18 protein-coding genes, 2 pseudogenes and 1 other annotated feature are annotated in these 19,809 nt (G+C 50.4%); of the genes and pseudogenes, 7 read left to right on the plus strand and 13 right to left on the minus strand.

The genetic code is table 11. From position 1 onward, the window contains the following. Positions 1-43: 43 nt before the first annotated feature. Complete coding sequence (gene nhaR / locus BEA93_RS18860) at positions 44-949, minus strand: transcriptional activator NhaR (protein WP_000062876.1); 906 nt, start codon at positions 947-949, stop codon at positions 44-46. Between the two features lie 59 nt (positions 950-1,008). After that, positions 1,009-2,175 (minus strand): Na+/H+ antiporter NhaA, encoded by a 1,167-nt coding sequence (nhaA, locus tag BEA93_RS18865; RefSeq protein WP_000681378.1) that lies wholly within the window; start codon positions 2,173-2,175, stop codon positions 1,009-1,011. A gap of 583 nt (positions 2,176-2,758) precedes the next feature. Between nhaA and mokC the strand changes: the two genes are divergently transcribed. Next, a complete protein-coding gene (gene mokC / locus BEA93_RS18875) occupies positions 2,759-2,911 on the plus strand; it encodes a type I toxin-antitoxin system toxin MokC (RefSeq protein ID WP_000809168.1) in 153 nt (50 codons plus the stop codon). Positions 2,912-3,015: 104 nt separating this feature from the next. On the opposite strand, the gene dnaJ is transcribed toward mokC, so the two are convergent. Both dnaJ and dnaK read right to left on the minus strand, forming a co-directional pair. Then, positions 3,016-4,146 (minus strand): molecular chaperone DnaJ, encoded by a 1,131-nt coding sequence (dnaJ, locus tag BEA93_RS18880; RefSeq protein WP_001118463.1) that lies wholly within the window; start codon positions 4,144-4,146, stop codon positions 3,016-3,018. Positions 4,147-4,234: 88 nt separating this feature from the next. Then, positions 4,235-6,151, minus strand: a complete 1,917-nt coding sequence (gene dnaK / locus BEA93_RS18885) for a molecular chaperone DnaK (protein ID WP_000516135.1) — start codon at positions 6,149-6,151, stop codon at positions 4,235-4,237. A gap of 376 nt (positions 6,152-6,527) precedes the next feature. Between dnaK and BEA93_RS18890 the strand changes: the two are divergent. The 3 genes and pseudogenes from BEA93_RS18890 to satP all read left to right on the plus strand — a co-directional run. Next, a pseudogene (locus BEA93_RS18890) lies at positions 6,528-6,728 on the plus strand (DUF2541 family protein); the annotation flags it as partial. Between the two features lie 29 nt (positions 6,729-6,757). Continuing rightward, positions 6,758-6,871: pseudogene (locus BEA93_RS25800) on the plus strand (hypothetical protein); the annotation flags it as partial. A gap of 148 nt (positions 6,872-7,019) precedes the next feature. Beyond that, entirely contained in the window at positions 7,020-7,586 is a 567-nt protein-coding gene (gene satP / locus BEA93_RS18895; RefSeq protein ID WP_000528538.1) for an acetate uptake transporter, read from the plus strand. Positions 7,587-7,780: 194 nt separating this feature from the next. Here satP and mog read toward each other — a convergent pair whose 3' ends face one another. Continuing rightward, positions 7,781-8,368, minus strand: a complete 588-nt coding sequence (mog, locus tag BEA93_RS18900; protein ID WP_001517716.1) for a molybdopterin adenylyltransferase — start codon at positions 8,366-8,368, stop codon at positions 7,781-7,783. Between the two features lie 114 nt (positions 8,369-8,482). Next, positions 8,483-9,436: a transaldolase gene (gene tal, locus BEA93_RS18905; protein ID WP_000130186.1), complete on the minus strand. Its 954-nt coding sequence runs from the start codon at positions 9,434-9,436 to the stop codon at positions 8,483-8,485. 279 nt (positions 9,437-9,715) lie between these two features. Between tal and BEA93_RS18910 the strand changes: the two genes are divergently transcribed. Together BEA93_RS18910 and yaaA are read left to right on the plus strand one after the other, a co-directional pair. Further along, on the plus strand, positions 9,716-11,146 hold the full coding sequence (locus BEA93_RS18910; protein WP_016249591.1) for an alanine/glycine:cation symporter family protein: 1,431 nt from the start codon (positions 9,716-9,718) through the stop codon (positions 11,144-11,146). Between the two features lie 69 nt (positions 11,147-11,215). After that, positions 11,216-11,992, plus strand: a complete 777-nt coding sequence (gene yaaA, locus BEA93_RS18915) for a peroxide stress protein YaaA (protein WP_000906159.1) — start codon at positions 11,216-11,218, stop codon at positions 11,990-11,992. A 164-nt stretch (positions 11,993-12,156) separates the two neighbouring features. On the opposite strand, the gene BEA93_RS18920 is transcribed toward yaaA, so the two are convergent. From BEA93_RS18920 to yjjY, 7 genes are all read right to left on the minus strand, one after another. After that, positions 12,157-12,483 carry a DUF2502 domain-containing protein gene (locus BEA93_RS18920; protein WP_105224911.1) on the minus strand — a complete coding sequence of 109 codons (327 nt, stop codon included), beginning with the start codon at positions 12,481-12,483 and terminating at the stop codon, positions 12,157-12,159. 213 nt (positions 12,484-12,696) lie between these two features. Further along, entirely contained in the window at positions 12,697-13,983 is a 1,287-nt protein-coding gene (thrC, locus tag BEA93_RS18925; protein ID WP_016262848.1) for a threonine synthase, read from the minus strand. After that, positions 13,984-14,916, minus strand: coding sequence for a homoserine kinase (gene thrB, locus BEA93_RS18930; protein ID WP_016249590.1), 933 nt, complete (start codon positions 14,914-14,916; stop codon positions 13,984-13,986). 1 nt (position 14,917) lies between these two features. Next, positions 14,918-17,380 carry a bifunctional aspartate kinase/homoserine dehydrogenase I gene (gene thrA / locus BEA93_RS18935; RefSeq protein ID WP_010378218.1) on the minus strand — a complete coding sequence of 821 codons (2,463 nt, stop codon included), beginning with the start codon at positions 17,378-17,380 and terminating at the stop codon, positions 14,918-14,920. A 25-nt stretch (positions 17,381-17,405) separates the two neighbouring features. Then, positions 17,406-17,525 (minus strand) — a sequence feature (Thr leader region). Next, positions 17,461-17,526, minus strand: a complete 66-nt coding sequence (thrL, locus tag BEA93_RS18940; RefSeq protein WP_001386572.1) for a thr operon leader peptide — start codon at positions 17,524-17,526, stop codon at positions 17,461-17,463. It overlaps the preceding feature by 65 nt. A 213-nt stretch (positions 17,527-17,739) precedes the next feature. After that, positions 17,740-18,426, minus strand: a complete 687-nt coding sequence (locus tag BEA93_RS18945; protein ID WP_001223170.1) for a tRNA/rRNA methyltransferase — start codon at positions 18,424-18,426, stop codon at positions 17,740-17,742. A 399-nt stretch (positions 18,427-18,825) separates the two neighbouring features. Continuing rightward, entirely contained in the window at positions 18,826-18,966 is a 141-nt protein-coding gene (gene yjjY, locus BEA93_RS18950; RefSeq protein ID WP_001303782.1) for a protein YjjY, read from the minus strand. Positions 18,967-19,061: 95 nt separating this feature from the next. Here yjjY and arcA point away from each other — a divergent pair, with 95 nt between their 5' ends. Continuing rightward, positions 19,062-19,778, plus strand: a complete 717-nt coding sequence (arcA, locus tag BEA93_RS18955) for a two-component system response regulator ArcA (RefSeq protein WP_001194358.1) — start codon at positions 19,062-19,064, stop codon at positions 19,776-19,778. The last annotated feature ends 31 nt before the right edge of the window (positions 19,779-19,809 follow it).

The following is a 19,809-nucleotide window of genomic DNA, read 5'->3' on the forward strand; positions in this document are numbered from 1 at the left end:
GAGCAAAAGCAGGCCAACACTGTAGCCTGCAAAGTACGAATGGCTATTTCGCGGCTGAAGTAAACAGCGCAGAGTAATCTGTATTGCAAATACGCTGTACCGCAGGGTGCTGGATCATCCTTTCGGCAAAAATCGCATGGTACTCTTCCATGACGTTCTCAACGCGACCAATCTCCACAACCGAGTTATCGGTATAAAAATCATTGGCGTAAAGTGAAGGTGCAACAAAAATAGCATTGTGCGTCGCACCAAAGGCTTTCATCAACGCCGCATCATCAAACTCCCCCAGAATTTCAACATTCAATCCCTGGGAGTTAAACCAGTTTAATAGTTTGCGTCCCAACATTGAGCGCCGCCCCGGTATAAGTAAGCGACGTTGCTCCAGACAGGCTGGAAACGGTTTTTCTGGCAGCGGGTTAGTGCACCAGAAACTGACACCACACTCGCCAATTTTTATGGAAAATAGCCCCTCCTGCTGGGTGGAGTCGATCGGACAGTCAGAGATGATCATATCCAACTTATGCTGACTCAGTTGCTCCAACAGCATCTCGTGCGTCGATTCAAAGCAGCGTAGATGGATCTGCTCGTCTTCTACAACTGCGGCATCCAGAACACTGCTGACCAGGCGTTTCGAAAGTGCATCTGCAACGCCAACATCAAACAATAAGTTAGACTCTTTGCGATAGTTGACGATATCCAGCATTTCCTGGCTTAACGTGAACATTTTATCGGCATAGCGATAAACCAGTTCCCCCAGTTCACTGGGTTCCAGGCCACGTCCTTTGCGCTTAAATAGTTTCCCTTGCAGACGCTCTTCCAGCGCCCTGATCTGCCCGGTAATCGTTTGTGGTGTTAAATAAAGCGCCTCCGCTGCGCCAACCACAGAACCTTCTTTGTAGACATGCCAGAAGTAATACAAGTGGTTGTAATTGATATGAGACATGCTCATTTCTCTCCCTGATAACAATGAAAAGGGAGCCATTTATGGCTCCCCGGTACATCGCCCGATCAAACAGATGGACGTAGACGAATGCGTAGCCAGCTATATCCAATTACCGCCGAAGAGATTGAACCGACCAGAATGCCTAATTTCGCCCAGTTAATCAGTTCTGGATCTACGCTACCAAAGGCCAGGCTGGCGATAAAAATAGACATAGTAAAACCGATACCGCACAGGATCCCAACAGCCATAATTTGCTGATAAGTCGTTCCCTCTGGCAGATGTGCCAGCTTCAAACGCAGCGCCAGCCAGCAGAACAGACTAATACCCAGCGGCTTGCCAATCAGCAAACCGGCGATGATCCCTAATGGCAGAATGGAGGTCAGGCCATCCAGCGTCACGCCTTGCAGAGAAACACCAGCATTGGCAAAAGCAAATAGCGGCAAGATCAGATAAGCCACCCACGGATGCAATACATGCTCCAGGCGCTTCGCCGGAGAACGCCCATGTTTCTCTTTTAACGGAATAAAGAAGCCAACAATAACCCCAGCCAGCGTTGCGTGGACGCCTGATTTCAGCACGGCCGTCCACAGCACCACACCAACCAGAATATAAACCCCTGTACGGCGCACGCCACACATGTTCAACACAGCGAGTACAGCAATCGCCACTGCAGCAACGCCAAGAGAAGCCATCGACAAGTCATTGGTGTAAAACAAGGCGATGATAATGATGGCACCAAGATCATCGATAATAGCCAGCGCCATCAAAAAGATCTTCAGCGCTAACGGCACACGGCTTCCCAATAACGCCAGTACACCAAGCGCAAAGGCAATGTCAGTAGCCGCCGGGATCGCCCACCCTTCACGAGTGATAGGATCAGCATAGTTAAAAGCCAGATAGAGCAATGCCGGGACAATCATCCCGCCGATAGCGGCAATGACCGGAAACGCAGCCTGCCGCAGGCTGGCCAGAGATCCTTGCATCAGTTCGCGTTTAACTTCCAGACCAACTAACAGGAAAAATATCGCCATCAGTGCGTCATTTATCCATAACAGCATGTTTTTGTTGATCTCAAGTGAACCAACCCGAAGCTGAACCGGCGTTTCAAGAAAGTCGTGATACCATCCACTGGTTGCGCCGCTGTTGGCCATAATCATCGCCAGAACAGCGGCAATAATGAGAATAATGCCTCCCGAGGCATCACTACTAAAGAATCGATGCAGATGTTTCACTTTTTATTTCTCTTTCAGGTGAATAGATCGTTTTTACTATTTTACCCCGCAAGAATCATCGTTAAAATCAGATTATAATGTAGGAATAGTTCGCTTTTTACGATCTATAAAGGAGGTTGCGTCACCAGCGGAGGAAGATTTTTTGACGCCCGAAAGCGGTGGCTGATGACCTCAAAACTCAATAATCATAGCTTAAGGTCACGATTTCTGAAGGATTTATTCGGAAAAGTAATAATTAATTTGTGGTAAGCCAGAGCTGTTTGTTAGGGCGATATTTCAAATATATCCAACTTGTCCTCAATAATTGCAATAAAGGGACAAATCAACGTTAACTAATTGAATCCTTAAAAAATTACGCCATAAAAATGCGAGGCGTCTTCAGGATTGGGGTTGATATAATCAAATGGATTAAAGTGAATAGTATAATAGCGGCGGGTGCTTGAGGCTGTCTGTCTCAGGCATTAGCTGGATGGCAGATAGAGAAAAGCCCCGAGTGATATTTTACCATCAACCCGAGGCCCCCTATATGCTGAACACATGTAGAGTGCCTCTTACTGACCGTAAGGTCAAGGAGAAGAGAGCAATGAAGCAGCATAAGGCGATGATTGTCGCCCTGATCGTCATCTGTATCACCGCCGTAGTGGCGGCGCTGGTAACGAGAAAAGACCTCTGTGAGGTTCACATCCGAACTGGCCAGACGGAGGTTGCTGTTTTCACGGCTTACGAATCCGAGTAAGAGCAACGGCGGGGAGTGATCCCCGCCACTTTACAGGTGCTCGCATATCTTCAACGCACCCTTGTTTTTACCCAAGCCTGCCCACGGGTAGGCTTTTCAGGAAATTAGCGAGTCAGGTCGTCAAAAAACTTCTTCACGCCGTCGAAGAAACTCTTCGAACGCGGGCTGTTGTGCTCGCCGGTTGGGCCTCCGAAGCTTTCTTGCAGATCTTGCAGCAGTTGTTTCTGCTTCTCGTTCAGACCTACCGGTGTTTCGACCACGACGCGGCACAGTAAATCCCCCTGCGCACCGCCGCGGACAGACTTCACGCCTTTACCACGCATGCGGAACAGCTTACCTGTCTGGGTTTCTCCAGGCACTTTCAGTTTGACGCGACCATCGAGGGTCGGCACTTCGATTTCACCACCAAGTGCGGCCATCGCGAAGTTGATCGGCACTTCGCAATACAGGTTGTTACCTTCACGTTCGAAAATCGGGTGCTGTTTAACCTGAACCTGAACGTACAGATCGCCTGCTGGTGCGCCGTGCTCACCCGCTTCACCTTCGCCCGCAAGACGGATGCGGTCTCCAGTGTCCACCCCTGCCGGGATTTTAACGGACAGCGTTTTGCTACGCTCAACACGACCATGACCATGACATTTGTTGCACGGATCTTTGATCAGCGTACCTCGGCCCTGACAGTGTGGACAGGTCTGCTGCACGGCAAAGAACCCCTGGCGCATCTGCACTTGACCAGAACCATGACAGGTCGGACAGGTCTGCGGTTGCGTACCCGGTTTTGCACCGCTACCGTGGCAAACGTCACACTCTTCCAGAGTCGGAATGCGGATCTCTTTGGTCACGCCACGTACAGCTTCTTCGAGGGTGAGCTCCATGTTATAGCGTAAATCAGCACCACGCGCCGCACGTTGACGACCACGTCCGCCGCCAAAAATATCGCCAAAAACGTCACCAAAAATATCGCTGAAGTCTGCGCCGCCGCCAAAACCGCCGCCGCCCATGCCGCCTTGCTCAAACGCCGCATGACCATACTGATCGTATGCCGCGCGTTTTTGCGAATCGGTCAGAACTTCATAAGCTTCCTTGATCTCTTTAAATTTCGCCTCGGCCTCTTTGTCACCCTGGTTACGGTCCGGGTGATATTTCATGGCCAGGCGTTTATAGGCCTTTTTGATTTCACGCTCTTCCGCAGTTTTGGAAACGCCTAAAATCTCGTAATAATCTTGCTTAGCCATCTTTTTTAATTTGCCCCTAGATGAATGCACGGGCGGAGAGGAAAATCCCCTTCGCCCGTGTCAGTATAATTACCCGTTTATAGGGCGATTATTTTTTGTCTTTGACTTCTTCGAATTCAGCGTCGACAACATCGTCATCTTTCGCGTTGTTTGCAGAAGCATCAGCACCGGCAGTCTGCTGCTGGGCATGTTGCTGCTGGGCGATTTCCATCAGTTTCTGGGAAACCTGTGCCAGTTCCTGCATTTTCGCTTCGATAGCGGCTTTGTCTTCACCTTTCAGAGCAGTTTCCAGCGCAGTCAGCGCAGACTCGATGGCAGTTTTGTCGTCAGCCGGCAGTTTGTCGCCTGCTTCTTCAACCTGCTTACGGGTGCTGTGCAGCAGATGGTCGCCCTGGTTGCGAGTCTGTACCAGCTCTTCAAACTTACGGTCTGCTTCGGCGTTAGCTTCAGCGTCGCGTACCATTTTCTGGATTTCATCTTCGTTCAGACCAGAAGAAGCCTTAATGGTGATCTTCTGCTCTTTACCGCTGTTTTTGTCTTTCGCAGAAACGTGCAGGATACCGTCAGCATCGATATCGAAGGTAACTTCGATCTGCGGCATACCGCGCGGTGCCGGGTTGATACCATCCAGGTTGAACTGACCCAGAGATTTGTTATCAGCCGCACGTTTACGTTCACCCTGCAGCACGTGGATGGTTACTGCAGACTGGTTGTCTTCAGCGGTAGAGAACACCTGGCTGTGCTTGGTCGGGATAGTGGTGTTTTTCGCGATCAGCGTCGTCATCACACCGCCCATGGTTTCGATACCCAGAGACAGCGGGGTAACGTCCAGCAGCAGTACGTCTTTCACGTCGCCAGTCAGTACACCACCCTGAACGGCAGCACCGATTGCCACAGCTTCGTCCGGGTTAACGTCTTTACGCGGCTCTTTACCAAAGAACTCAGCAACTTTCTTCTGAACCATTGGCATACGAGTCTGACCACCAACGAGGATAACATCGTCGATATCAGATACGGACAGGCCAGCGTCCTGCAGAGCAACTTTCAGCGGCTCGATGGAACGGTTCACCAGGTCTTCTACCAGGCTTTCCAGTTTTGCACGAGTCACTTTGATGTTCATGTGTTTCGGACCGGTCGCGTCTGCAGTGATGTACGGCAGGTTAACGTCGGTCTGCTGAGCAGAAGACAGCTCGATTTTCGCTTTTTCTGCCGCTTCTTTCAGACGCTGCATTGCCAGCGGATCGTTACGCAGGTCAATGCCCTGATCTTTCTTGAATTCTTCAACCAGGTAGTTGATCAGGCGGCTGTCGAAGTCTTCACCACCCAGGTGGGTATCACCGTTGGTTGCCAGAACTTCGAAGGTTTTTTCACCGTCAACTTCGTCGATTTCGATAATGGAAATATCGAAAGTACCACCACCAAGGTCATAAACAGCGATAGTACGGTTGCCTGTACCTTTGTCCAGACCGTAAGCCAGTGCAGCGGCGGTCGGTTCGTTGATGATACGTTTTACTTCCAGACCAGCGATACGGCCTGCGTCTTTCGTTGCCTGACGCTGAGCATCGTTAAAGTATGCCGGTACGGTGATAACTGCTTCAGTTACCGGTTCACCCAGGTAATCTTCTGCAGTTTTCTTCATTTTTTTCAGCACTTCGGCAGAAATCTGCGGCGGTGCCATTTTCTGGCCTTTAACTTCGACCCATGCGTCGCCGTTATCAGCAGCAATAATTTTGAACGGCATGATGGAAACATCACGCTGTACTTCTTCGTCTTGGAAGCGGCGGCCAATCAGGCGTTTAATCGCAAACAGGGTGTTTTGCGGGTTCGTCACTGCCTGACGTTTAGCCGGCTGACCAACCAGAGTTTCACCATCCTGGGTATAGGCAATGATAGAAGGCGTGGTGCGATCGCCTTCGGCGTTCTCCAGCACACGAGGAGTGGTGCCATCCATAATCGCTACACAAGAGTTGGTAGTACCCAGGTCGATACCAATTATTTTACCCATCTAAACGTCTCCACTATATATTCGGTCATCATGTGGTTGTGAGTCTGTAATAGGGGCGAAACGTCTGGTTTCAACTGCCCAATTTCATTTTTTTGCAGACTCACTCACTGCGGTTGACTACTAAATGGGGTCGTAACCCACGTCATCAAGGGGGAGATGCAAAAATTTTTTGTGCTTTTGCGCAGAAATTTCGCGATATGGCGGAAGAAGACGAGAAACGGACTGGAATTTAATTCCTATAAAGGATGAATTCAACACAAAATTATCACCAAAAAATTGTAATAAAAATAACATATTACGTTCATGCGTCATGTTTTCTCTGCCAACAAACCAGTCGCTATTTGTCCTCCTGGTGCTCCCCACAAGGAGAATCCTTATGAAATCTGTTTTTACGATTTCTGTCAGCCTGGCTATTGGCCTTATGTTGTGCTGTGCCGCGCAGGCTAACGACCATAAAATCCTCGACGTCATTGCCATGACGCGTAATGAAACTAACGATCCCGCACTGCAATGCCCCGTTTGCCGCGTTGTAAAACACATACAACTCACCGCCGATCATGGCGATTTACAGTTAAGCGACTTTTAAAGCGAGTCAGGGAGGCCTGTGGCGCAGCATTAAATGGGGTTAAAGCCGTCAGCGGTAGCGTCCTTCGCGTCACGATCCCGGCACTACTACAAATCGCCTTCCTGCGGCGAATAGTTAACACCACTCAAGTGTGATACCTGATACCGGGGAAAATTTTCATTTTCCCATCAAAAGATCATAGACACTGCCCCACTGGCTGATTATTATGCCGCGCCCCGAAAACACTACAGTTATTCAGGGAAATTATTTCACCATTCATTCGATGATGATTTTTGAGGAATTATGGGCAACACTAAGTTGGCTAACCCGGCACCGCTGGGCCTGATGGGCTTCGGCATGACCACCATTCTGCTTAACCTGCACAACGTGGGTTATTTCGCTCTGGACGGTATTATTCTCGCCATGGGCATCTTCTACGGCGGTATCGCGCAAATTTTTGCCGGTCTGCTGGAGTATAAAAAAGGCAACACTTTCGGCTTAACTGCCTTCACTTCTTACGGCTCTTTTTGGCTGACGCTGGTTGCGATTCTGCTGATGCCGAAACTGGGTCTGACCGACGCGCCGAATGCGCAGTTCCTCGGTGTTTATCTGGGGCTGTGGGGCGTGTTTACGCTGTTTATGTTCTTCGGCACGCTGAAAGGTGCACGCGTTCTGCAATTCGTTTTCTTCAGCCTGACCGTGCTGTTTGCCCTACTGGCTATCGGTAACATTGCCGGTAACGCTGCGATCATCCACTTCGCAGGCTGGATAGGTCTGATCTGCGGTGCCAGCGCGATCTACCTGGCAATGGGTGAAGTGCTGAACGAGCAGTTTGGTCGCACCGTTCTGCCAATTGGTGAATCCCACTAATTGCTTGATATCCCCCGCACGGGGGATATCAGCGTGCGCTTTATTCATGCCGGATGCGGCGTGAACGCCTTATCCGGCCTACATAATCATGCAAATTCAATATATTGCAGGAAGATCGTAGGCCTGATAAGCGTAGCGCATCAGGCAGTTTTGCGTTTGTCATCAGTCTGATCCCCCCGCCTGGGGGGATTTTTTTATTCGCTAACTTCACGTCTTGCACTCTTCGGTCTGAATGCCGCTACCACTTCAGGTGCCGTTTCAACGTATGGTCCTTCCAGCAACTGAATGCAGTACGGCACACTGGCAAAAATACCGTGCACCACGACATTGCCCTCGCCATCCTTCACGCCTTCCAGCGTCTCTTTGATGGACTTCGGCTGACCAGGCAAATTAAGAATCAATGCCTGTTTACGAATCACGCCCACCTGCCGCGAAAGGATCGCGGTTGGAACAAAATGCAGGCTAATCTGGCGCATCTGTTCGCCAAAACCCGGCATCTCGCGATCGGCTACTGCCAACGTTGCATCGGGTGTCACGTCACGGCGCGCGGGGCCAGTACCGCCGGTTGTCAGCACCAGATGGCAACTCATTTCGTCCACCAGCTCACACAAGGTTTGCTCAATGATCGCCTGCTCATCAGGGATTAAACGGGTTTCCAGCTCAAATGGCGTCGTCAGCGCCGATGCCAGCCACTCTTCCAGTGCAGGAATGCCTTTATCCTGATAAACGCCGCTGGACGCGCGATCAGAAATGGAAACTAAGCCGATACGTAAAGTATTCATCAAGATTTTTCCGTTTAAACAGTCTCGTTAAACAGAATGATACACTGCGAAGGGAGTGACAGACAGGCTTCAGAAGAGGTAGCGTGACCGACTTCCCGGCCACGCTAAGAATGATTACAGCAGAGCGCCGATCATTTTTTCCAGTTTTTCCTGGTCAACAGCAAACTTACGGATACCTTCCGCCAGTTTATCTACAGCCATTGGATCCTGGTTGTGCTGCCACAGGAACTCGGACTCAGTGATACGTGCCGGACGCGCTTTCACTTCGCCAGTGTAGGACAGTTTACGTTCAATAGCCCCTTCGCTCTCTGCCAGTTCTTTCAGCAGCGCCGGAGCAATGGTCAGACGGTCGCAACCTGCCAGTTCCAGAATTTCACCGATGTTGCGGAAGCTTGCGCCCATAACCACGGTTTCATAACCATGCTCTTTGTAGTACTGGTAGATTTCCGATACAGAAACCACGCCAGGATCTTCTGCCGGAGCGTACTCTTTCTTGTCGGTATTGGCTTTGTACCAGTCAAGAATACGGCCAACAAACGGAGAGATCAGGAATACGCCAGCTTCTGCACAAGCACGCGCCTGGGCGAAGGAAAACAGCAGAGTCAGGTTACAGTTGATACCTTCTTTTTCTAGCTGTTCAGCAGCACGGATACCCTGCCAGGTAGACGCCAGTTTGATCAGAATACGATCGTTGCTGATACCCGCATCGTTGTAGAGCTTGATCAGACGTTTTGCTTTTGCAATTGACGCTTCGGTGTCATAGGAAAGACGCGCATCAACTTCAGTTGAGATACGGCCAGGAACCAGTTTCAGGATTTCCAGACCAATGTTTACTGCCAGTTTGTCAGTCGCGTCCACGATTTGCTGTGCGCGATCGTTGCTCTGCTGTTTCGCCCATGCGACAGCATCATCAATCAACTTGCGGTATTCCGGAATCTGCGCTGCGTTAAGAATGAGAGAAGGGTTGGTTGTGGCATCCTGCGGTTGATACAGCTTCATTGCCGCGATGTCCCCAGTGTCGGCCACTACAGTGGTGTACTGACGAAGGGAGGTCAATTTGTCCGTCATGATAGTATTTCTCTTTAAACAGCTTGTTAGGGGGATGTAACCGGTCTGCCCTGATGATATCACGACGCAACGACAGCGCAACCGCAGACGAGAGGGTTATCGCCAGGCGAGACTGTTTAGGTTTTCTGACACTGCGTTGATATCGCTCGCCATTTTTAAGCAAAAACTCAAGTATGCTACACAAGCGTTATCTACCAATGCACATCGTATATAATTCTTAATCAATTGGTAACGTTTACACAGGAATGTAACCGCGTGCCGGCGACAAGAGGGATACGAATGCCTGACTTTTTCTCTTTTATTAACAGTGTTCTATGGGGATCAGTGATGATCTACCTGCTCTTCGGCGCAGGTTGCTGGTTCACTTTTCGCACCAGATTCGTTCAGTTTCGCTACATTCGCCAGTTTGGCAAAAGTCTCAAAAATAGCGTTCATCCACAACCGGGGGGCTTAACGTCTTTTCAGTCACTGTGTACCAGTCTTGCCGCGCGCGTCGGCAGCGGTAACCTCGCCGGTGTTGCGCTGGCCATTACTGCCGGTGGACCCGGTGCCATCTTCTGGATGTGGATTGCCGCGTTTATCGGCATGGCGACCTCTTTTGCCGAATGTTCCCTTGCCCAACTTTATAAAGAACGTGACGCTAATGGGCAGTTTCGCGGTGGTCCGGCATGGTATATGGCGCGTGGATTGGGGATGCGCTGGATGGGCGTGCTATTCGCTATCTTTTTGCTCATCGCCTACGGATTGATTTTCAGCGGTGTTCAGGCAAACGCCGTCGCCCGCGCGATGCATTTTGCGTTTGATGTCCCACCATTAGTAACCGGCATCATACTCGCTGTCTTTGCCCTGTTGGCGATAACCCACGGTATTTATGGTGTCGCCCGACTGATGCAATGGTTTGTCCCTGTAATGGCATTAATTTGGGTACTCGCCAGTCTGATTATTTGTGCGATGAATATCGAGCAACTTCCTCACATCATTTGGTCTATTTTTGACAGCGCCTTTGGCTGGCAGGAAGCGGCAGGCGGCACCGCGGGTTACACCCTGAGCCAGGCAGTTACGAACGGCTTTCAGCGCAGTATGTTTTCTAATGAGGCGGGAATGGGGTCGACACCAAATGCAGCGGCGGCGGCAGCATCCTGGCCGCCGCATCCGGCAGCACAAGGTATTGTTCAGATGATCGGCATTTTTATCGACACCCTGGTCATCTGCACGGCAAGCGCCATGCTAATATTGCTGGCCGGAAACGGTACAACCTATATGCCGCTGGAGGGTATTCAGCTTCTCCAGAAAGCGATGCGAGCACTAATGGGTTCCTGGGGGGCAGAGTTTGTCACAATAGTGGTGATTCTGTTTGCCTTCAGCTCTATCGTCGCCAATTACATTTATGCGGAAAATAACCTTTTCTTTTTACGTATGAACAACACTAAAGCGATCTGGTGTCTGCGTATCTGCATCTTTGCCACCGTGATTGGTGGCACGCTACTTAGCCTCCCCATGATGTGGCAACTGGCTGATATTATTATGGCGTGTATGGCGATCACTAATCTGACCGCTATTTTGCTGCTCTCTCCGGTAGTGCATACCATTGCCAGTGATTATCTGCGCCAGCGTAAACTCGGCATACGCCCGATGTTTGATCCGCTGCGCTACCCGGACATCGGCCAGCAACTCGCACCTGATACGTGGGATGATGTTTCGCAGGACTAATCACAACTATCGATCAATTCATCCGCATTTTTTGCTACAGTCGCTGTAAATTTCCTGCAAGGACTGGATATGCTGATTCTGATTTCACCTGCGAAAACGCTTGATTATCAAAGCCCGTTGGCTACCACGCGCTATACGTTGCCGGAGCTGTTAGATCACTCACAGCAGCTTATTCACGAAGCGCGGAAGCTGACACCCCCGCAGATTAGCACGCTGATGCATATCAGCGACAAACTGGCGGGTATCAACGCCGCTCGCTTTCATGACTGGCAGCCAGATTTCACGCCGGAGAATGCCCGGCAGGCGATTCTGGCGTTCAAAGGCGATGTCTATACCGGTTTGCAGGCCGAAACCTTCAGCGAAGAAGATTTCGCTTTTGCCCAGCAGCATCTGCGTATGCTTTCCGGTTTGTATGGCGTACTGCGTCCACTCGATTTAATGCAGCCATACCGTCTGGAAATGGGGATCCGTCTTGAGAACGCCCGGGGCAAAGATCTGTACCAATTCTGGGGTGATGTGATCACCAACAAGCTGAACGAGGCGCTCGAAGCGCAAGGCGATCAGGTAGTAATTAACCTGGCGTCAGATGAGTATTTTAAATCAGTGAAACCGAAGAAACTGAATGCTGAGATTATCAAGCCGGTGTTCCTCGATGAGAAGAACGGCAAGTTTAAGGTTATTAGTTTCTACGCTAAGAAAGCGCGCGGCCTGATGAGTCGTTTTATTATTGAGAATCGCCTGACCAAACCAGAACAACTGACTGGCTTTAATCGTGAAGGTTACTTCTTTGATGAAGCCACCTCCAGCAATAGCGAACTGGTGTTTAAACGCTACGAGCTGCGTTAAGTTTGCGGTAAATGCCGGATACGGCGTAAACGCCTTATCCGGCCTACAAAAGCATGCAGATTCAATATATTGTAGAGATCACGTAGGCCTGATAAGTGTAGCGCATCAGGCAATTTTGCGTTTGCCATCAGGCTCAAATGCCGGAGGTCATCCGGCAGTTATGTTTACCGATGGTGTCTGTCCGGACCTGGACGATGCTCGCCGCCGTGATCGTTTCGATGATCTCCGCGGTGATCATTTCGATGATCATTATACCAATTATGGTGCGGCTGCGATCCGTGTGGGTGCCAGCGATTATCTCGCCATTCGTAATTTCTATACCACCAGTTATGGTCACGCCAGTAACCGCCATCCCAGTAGTAACCGCGATGATCGCGATCGCCAATCTGTAATTTCACTGATGGTACTAGCATTATTTCCTCTGCCTGCGCTGCCATAGGAGCGACCAGAATCAGGGAAAGTGCGAGCAGGATAGATTGCATCTTTTTCACAGGTGACTCCTTTTATCATTGCCAGTTATGGGCCGATATCCGGAGCTTACGGTAAAAGAATCCCCGTTGTCATTCTCTACAATTAAAAGAGCTAAGTTACCGCATTTATTGAAAATTTCTCCTTTTTTTCTGTCGATTTTTCTCATATTTTCTCCACAAAAAAGCCGAACTGCATAAACGCAAGCCCGGCCATTTTCAGGAAATTAATGGATACTACTTATGATTCATCATCAGCTTGCGCAGCGCGGCAAAATCAGCGGGCAGATTATGAGAAAGCAGCGGTAAATCAGCACGTTCTGCCAGCTCTTTTGGCAGCTCCAGCGTTTCACCAAGAATTACCTCCACGCTCTCTTTAAATTTCGCCGGATGCGCGGTGCCGAGGAACAGACCATATTCGCCTGGGTGAAGCTGGTCACGCAGCGCACGGTAAGCCACGGCAGCATGCGGTTCTGAGGTATATCCCAGATCTTTTAATTCGCGCATCGTCTGCCGGGTCGATTCATCATCCACCGCCGCATAGCCCAACTCCTTCAATTGCCAAATTTTGCGGCGGAACAACTCTTCCACACGCGGCCAGTTATTCGGCTGGCTAACATCCATCGCATTGGATAATGTCGCCTGGGTGGCTTTTGGCGACCACTGCCCGTCGTGCAGGAAACGCGGCACTGTATCGTTAACGTTAGTGGCAGCGATAAAACGCTTCACCGGCAGACCGAGAGATTTTGCCAGCAGGCCTGCAGTCAAATCACCGAAGTTACCGCTTGGCACCGAGACAACCAACTGGTTCCGCGCCTCCTGCGGCAACTGCGCCACAGCCTCAAAGTAGTAGCAAATCTGCGCCAGCAACCGGCTGATATTAATGGAGTTAGCTGAGTTCAGCCCAAGCGCCACTTTCAGCTCTTCATCATCAAACGCCTGCTTCACCAGTGCCTGACAGGCATCGAAATCGCCGTCGATAGCGACAGTTTCAATGTTGCCGCCTAATGTACAGAACAGTTTTTCTTGCAGTGGACTGATTTTGCCGCGCGGATAGAGGATAACCACTTTTACATTTGGTAAACCATAGAACGCGTGAGCCACTGCCGCCCCGGTATCGCCGGAGGTCGCGGTCAGAATAGTCACCGGTTTATCGCCCGCAATATGAGTCAGCATTTGCGCCATAAAGCGACCGCCAAAATCTTTAAATGCCAGCGTTGGCCCGTGGAACAGTTCCAGGCAACCGACATCGCTTGTAACTTTGGCAACCGGAGCCGGGAATGCAAACGCTGCACACACGCGCTCTTCCAGTGCGTCCTGCGGGATCTCATCGCCAATAAACGCTGAGAGGATCTTCGCGCTGCGGGTAACGAAATCCAGCTTCAGCATCTCATCAATTTCGGTCAGACTAAATTCCGGTAGATCGTGCGGAAAAAATAGCCCCTGATTTTTACCCAACCCCTGCGTTACGGCTTGCGCAAAGCTGACCTGTTCGTTGTGATCTTTCAGATTGTAGAGTTTCATTTAGTTTTCCAGTACTCGTGCGCCCGCCGTATCCAGCCGGCAAATATGAACAAAACCTTCCTGATTTTGCAGGTAGTTCTTACCCAACCAGTCAGCAACGCGTTGGGCGGTATCCGGCTTGTCACACAGAGCGAACAAGGTCGGGCCAGAGCCGGAGATACCGCTCGCTACTGCGCCGATTTCCGCTACCGCCTGCCGTGCCTGCCTGAAGCCCGGCAGTAAACGTTCACGGTAGGGTTCAGCGATAACATCTTTCATCAGCTTCGCGGCAAGCTCAGGCTGACGGGAATAGCAGGCGTGAATGAAGCCCGCCAGATGCCGCCCGTGAGCAATGCAATCCTGACGGCGGTACTGCGCCGGTAAAATAGCCCGAGCTTCTGCCGTCGAGACTTTAATCCCCGGATACGCCAGCACCCACAACCACTCATCAAACCCCGGCACCTGCTGGCTGATGATGCCGTTTTCTTCGATCATCAACTGCATACCGCCAAGAAAGCACGGAGCCACATTGTCGTAATGAATGCTGCCAGAAATACGCCCTTCCAGCTCGCCCATCAAGGCCAACAGGCGGGTATCGTTGAGCGGCTTGCCACAGTGCTCATTCATCGCGACCAGTGCCGCGACCACTGAACAGGCGCTGGAACCTAAGCCAGAACCGATCGGCATATTCTTTTCCAGGGTCATCGCCACTGGAATTTGCTTGCCCAGTTCCTGGCAAAAACGCTCCCAGCACTGATAAACGATATTTTCTCGCGGTTCTGACGGTAGTTTGTCGGCAAACTGTCCGAGGTTGTTGAGACTGAATGCCTCTGCCGCCTCAACCGTCACCACATCCCCAAGCAATTCGCCATCAACAGGCGTTACCGCCGCGCCGAGCACATCAAACCCGACGCTCATATTGGCACTGGAAGCCGGAGCATAAACTTTAACCATTTCAGACTCCTAACTTCCATGAGAGGGTGCGTAGCAGATCGGCAAAGACACCGGCAGCCGTAACATCATTGCCCGCGCCGTAACCGCGCAAAACCAGCGGCAGCGGCTGATAATAGTGGCTATAGAAGGCTAATGCGTTTTCGCCGTTTTTCACTTTGAACAGCGGATCGTTACCATCCACTTCAGCAATCTTCACGCGGCAGACACCATCTTCATCAATGTTGCCAACATAGCGCAAAACTTTGCCTTCATCACGAGCCTTCGCCACGCGTGCGGCAAAGAGATCGTCAAGCTGTGACAGGTTCGCCATAAAAGCCGCAACATCACCCTCAGCGTTAAACCCGGCTGGCAGCACAGGTTCGATTTCAATATCCGCCAGTTCCAGTTCACGCCCGGTTTCACGGGCGAGAATCAACAGCTTACGCGCCACATCCATACCGGACAGGTCATCTCGCGGATCCGGTTCGGTATAACCCATTTCCCGCGCCAGCGTGGTCGCTTCAGAGAAGCTCATACCTTCATCTAACTTGCCGAAGATAAACGAGAGCGAGCCAGAAAGAATGCCGGAGAATTTCATCAATTCATCGCCAGCGCTGAGCAAGTTTTGCAAGTTCTCAATAACCGGCAATCCCGCACCGACATTGGTGTCGTAGAGGAATTTACGCCGTGATTTTTCCGCCGCGTAACGCAACTGATGGTAGTAATCCATCGACGAGGTGTTGGCCTTTTTATTCGGCGTCACCACGTGGAAACCTTCACGCAGGAAGTCGGCATATTGATCCGCCACCGCCTGGCTGGAGGTGCAGTCGACAATCACCGGGTTCAACAGATGATATTCTTTCACCAGGCGAATTAAACGCCCGAGATTAAACGGCTCTTTGGCTTGCGCCAGTTCTTCCTGCCAGTTTTCCAGGTTAAGGCCATGCACATTGGTCAGCAACGCCTTCGAGTTGGCAACGCCGCAGACACGTAAGTCGATATGTTTGTTCTTCAGCCAGCTTTGCTGACGCTTCAGTTGCTCCAGCAGCGCACCGCCAACGCCACCGACGCCAATCACAAAGACTTCGATAACCTGATCGGTATTGAACAGCATCTGGTGGGTTACACGCACCCCCGTCGTCGCGTCATCGTTATTTACCACCACGGAGATTGAGCGTTCAGAAGACCCTTGGGCAATGGCGACAATATTGATATTGGCGCGAGCCAGCGCGGCAAAGAATTTCGCTGAGATCCCGCGCAAAGTGCGCATACCATCACCCACCACCGAAATTATTGCCAGTCGTTCAGTGACCGCCAGCGGCTCCAGTAAACCTTCTTTTAGTTCAAGGTAGAACTCTTCCTGCATCGCCCGTTCAGCGCGTGCACAGTCGCTTTGTGGAACGCAGAAACTGATACTGTATTCGGAAGACGATTGGGTAATCAGCACCACCGAAATTCTGGCACGTGACATTGCAGCAAACACACGCGCCGCCATGCCAACCATCCCCTTCATTCCTGGACCGGAAACGCTGAACATCGCCATATTATTCAGATTGGAAATCCCTTTTACCGGTAGTTCGTCTTCGTCACGGCTGGCGCCAATAAGCGTACCGGGCGCTTGTGGGTTTCCGGTGTTTTTAATCAGGCAAGGGATCTGGAACTGGGCGATAGGGGTAATGGTGCGAGGATGAAGAACTTTAGCGCCGAAGTAAGAAAGCTCCATCGCTTCCTGATAGGACATCGACTTCAACAACCTCGCATCGGGCACCTGACGCGGGTCGCAGGTATAAACACCGTCAACGTCCGTCCAGATCTCGCAGCAATCGGCGCGTAAACAAGCAGCCAGTACCGCAGCGGAGTAGTCGGAACCATTGCGCCCCAGCACCACCAGTTCGCCTTTTTCATTACCGGCGGTGAAACCAGCCATCAGCACCATGTGGTCAGCCGGAATGCGGCTTGCAGCAATACGGCGGGTAGATTCGGCAATATCGACGGTAGATTCGAGGTAATGACCGACTGCCAGCAGTTTTTCGACCGGATCGATAACGGTAACGTTGTGACCGCGCGCTTCCAGTACACCGGCCATAATAGCGATCGACATTTTTTCGCCACGACAGATCAGCGCAGCGTTGATGCTGTCCGGACATTGTCCCAGCAGGCTAATACCGTGCAGGACATGCTTAATTTGGGCAAATTCTTGATCGACAAACGTTTTCAGTTGCGCCAGCGGGAATCCCGGCTGGGCGGCGGCGAGTCCAGTCAGAAGTTCGGCAAAAATACGTTCGGCATCGCTGATATTGGGTAAAGCATCCTGGCCGCTAATGGTTTTTTCAATCATCGCCACCAGATGGTTGGTAATTTTGGCGGGGGCAGAGAGGACGGTAGCCACCTGCCCCTGCCTGGCATTGCTCTCCAGAATATCGGCAACCCGCAGAAAACGTTCTGCATTTGCCACTGATGTACCGCCGAACTTCAACACTCGCATGGTTGTTACCTCGTTACCTTTGGTCGAAAAAAAAGCCCGCACTGTCAGGTGCGGGCTTTTTTCTGTGTTTCCTGTACGCGTCAGCCCGCACCGTTACCTGTGGTAATGGTGATGGTGGTGGTAATGGTGGTGCTGATGCGTTTCATGGATGTTGTGTACTCTGTAATTTTTATCTGTCTGTGCGCTATGCCTATATTGGTTAAAGTATTTAGTGACCTAAGTCAATAAAATTTTAATTTACTCACGGAAGGCTACCCGTCCATAAGCTGCTGGCAAGTGCTCTTTTTTTAATCCACACTGAGACATATTTCCCGTTGCAGTCAGAATTAAAACCTAAAGATAACATTCCCTACAGTTTTTTATTTGGTGATATTTTTTTCAATATCATGCAGCAAACGGTGCAACATTGCGGTGTCTCGTTGCTCTAAAAGTCCCAGGCGTTGTTGTAACCAGTCGATCAGTTTTGTGTCATCTGCCACCGCTAACGTCGTTAACAATGACATGACTCGTTCGCGTAAAGCACGCAGTTGATGTTGGTCTGCAGTTGCGTCACTTTTCGTCGGTTGTTGTATTAATGTTGCTAATTGATAGCAATAAACCATCACCGCCTGCCCCAGATTAAGCGAAGGGTAATCTGCCACCATCGGCACGCCAGTAAGAATATCAGCCAGCGCCAGTTCTTCGTTTGTCAGACCGGAATCTTCCCGGCCAAATACCAACGCCACATGATTCATCCACGTCGATTTTTCCTCCAACAACGGCACCAGTTCCACCGGCGTCGCATAGTAATGATATTTCGCCCGGCTACGCGCAGTGGTGGCGACAGTAAAGTCGACATCGTGTAAAGATTCAGCCAGTGTTGGAAAAACTTTAATATTATCAATAATATCACCGGAGCCATGTGCAACCCAGCGGGTGGCGGGCTCCAGATGGGCCTGGCTATCGACAATGCGCAGTTCGCTAAATCCCATTGTTTTCATTGCCCGCGCCGCTGCACCTATATTTTCTGCTCTGGCGGGTGCGACCAGAATAATCGTTATACGCATGTTGCTACTCTTCTTGACCAAATAACCGCGAACAGGGTGATGAATGTCAACTTACTGCGCGGAGAGAATTTACAAAATATTAACGCAAGTCGCAGAAAAAGCCCTTTACTTAGCTTAAAAAAAGCTAAACTATTTCCTGACTGTACTAACCGTTTAATTGTTAAAAAACGCTACATATCTTTCTGTTTACTTAGGATAATTTTATAAAAAATAAATCTCGACAATTGGATTCACCACGTTTATTAGTTGTATGATGCAACTAGTTGGATTATTAAAATAATGTGACGAAAGCTAGCATTTGGATACGATGATTTCATCAAACTGTTAACGTGCTACAATTGAACTTGATATATGTCAACGAAGCGTAGTTTTATTGGGTGTCCGGCACGTCTTAGCCTGTTATGTCGCTGTTAAAATGGTTAGGATGACAGCCGTTTTTGACACTGTCGGGTCCTGAGGGAAAGTACCCACGACCAAGCTAATGATGTTGTTGACGTTGATGGAAAGTGCATCAAGAACGCAATTACGTACTTTAGTCATGTTACGCCGATCATGTTAATTTGCAGCATGTATCAGGCAGGTCAGGGACTTTTGTACTTCCTGTTTCGATTTAGTTGGCAATTTAGGTAGCAAACATGCAGACCCCGCACATTCTTATCGTTGAAGACGAGTTGGTAACACGCAACACGTTGAAAAGTATTTTCGAAGCGGAAGGCTATGATGTTTTCGAAGCGACAGATGGCGCGGAAATGCATCAGATCCTCTCTGAATATGACATCAACCTGGTGATCATGGATATCAATCTGCCGGGTAAGAACGGTCTTCTGTTAGCGCGTGAACTGCGCGAGCAGGCGAATGTTGCGTTGATGTTCCTGACTGGCCGTGACAACGAAGTCGATAAAATTCTCGGCCTCGAAATCGGTGCAGATGACTACATCACCAAACCGTTTAACCCGCGTGAACTGACTATCCGTGCACGCAACCTGCTGTCTCGTACCATGAATCTGGGTACTGTCAGCGAAGAACGCCGTAGCGTTGAAAGCTACAAGTTCAATGGTTGGGAACTGGACATCAACAGCCGTTCGTTGATCGGCCCTGATGGCGAGCAGTACAAACTGCCGCGCAGCGAGTTCCGCGCCATGCTTCACTTCTGTGAAAACCCTGGCAAAATTCAGTCCCGTGCTGAACTGCTGAAGAAAATGACCGGCCGTGAGCTGAAACCACACGACCGTACTGTAGACGTGACGATCCGTCGTATTCGTAAACATTTCGAATCTACGCCGGATACGCCGGAAATCATCGCCACCATTCACGGTGAAGGTTATCGCTTCTGCGGTGATCTGGAAGATTAATCGGCTTTACCACCGTCAAAAAAACGGCGCT

It is taken from the genome of Escherichia sp. MOD1-EC5950 (genome assembly GCF_002965345.1).
In the GTDB taxonomy this organism is placed as follows: Bacteria; Pseudomonadota; Gammaproteobacteria; order Enterobacterales; family Enterobacteriaceae; genus Escherichia; species Escherichia marmotae.

Coding starts and splice junctions, on each gene's coding strand:
- nhaR (WP_000062876.1), bottom strand. CDS start 949: ATGAGCATGTCTCATATCAATTACAACCACTTGTATTACTTCTGGCAT.
- mokC (WP_000809168.1), top strand. CDS start 2,759: ATGAAGCAGCATAAGGCGATGATTGTCGCCCTGATCGTCATCTGTATC.
- dnaJ (WP_001118463.1), bottom strand. CDS start 4,146: ATGGCTAAGCAAGATTATTACGAGATTTTAGGCGTTTCCAAAACTGCG.
- dnaK (WP_000516135.1), bottom strand. CDS start 6,151: ATGGGTAAAATAATTGGTATCGACCTGGGTACTACCAACTCTTGTGTA.
- satP (WP_000528538.1), top strand. CDS start 7,020: ATGGGCAACACTAAGTTGGCTAACCCGGCACCGCTGGGCCTGATGGGC.
- mog (WP_001517716.1), bottom strand. CDS start 8,368: ATGAATACTTTACGTATCGGCTTAGTTTCCATTTCTGATCGCGCGTCC.
- tal (WP_000130186.1), bottom strand. CDS start 9,436: ATGACGGACAAATTGACCTCCCTTCGTCAGTACACCACTGTAGTGGCC.
- BEA93_RS18910 (WP_016249591.1), top strand. CDS start 9,716: ATGCCTGACTTTTTCTCTTTTATTAACAGTGTTCTATGGGGATCAGTG.
- yaaA (WP_000906159.1), top strand. CDS start 11,216: ATGCTGATTCTGATTTCACCTGCGAAAACGCTTGATTATCAAAGCCCG.
- thrC (WP_016262848.1), bottom strand. CDS start 13,983: ATGAAACTCTACAATCTGAAAGATCACAACGAACAGGTCAGCTTTGCG.
- thrB (WP_016249590.1), bottom strand. CDS start 14,916: ATGGTTAAAGTTTATGCTCCGGCTTCCAGTGCCAATATGAGCGTCGGG.
- thrA (WP_010378218.1), bottom strand. CDS start 17,380: ATGCGAGTGTTGAAGTTCGGCGGTACATCAGTGGCAAATGCAGAACGT.
- BEA93_RS18945 (WP_001223170.1), bottom strand. CDS start 18,426: ATGCGTATAACGATTATTCTGGTCGCACCCGCCAGAGCAGAAAATATA.
- yjjY (WP_001303782.1), bottom strand. CDS start 18,966: ATGACTAAAGTACGTAATTGCGTTCTTGATGCACTTTCCATCAACGTC.
- arcA (WP_001194358.1), top strand. CDS start 19,062: ATGCAGACCCCGCACATTCTTATCGTTGAAGACGAGTTGGTAACACGC.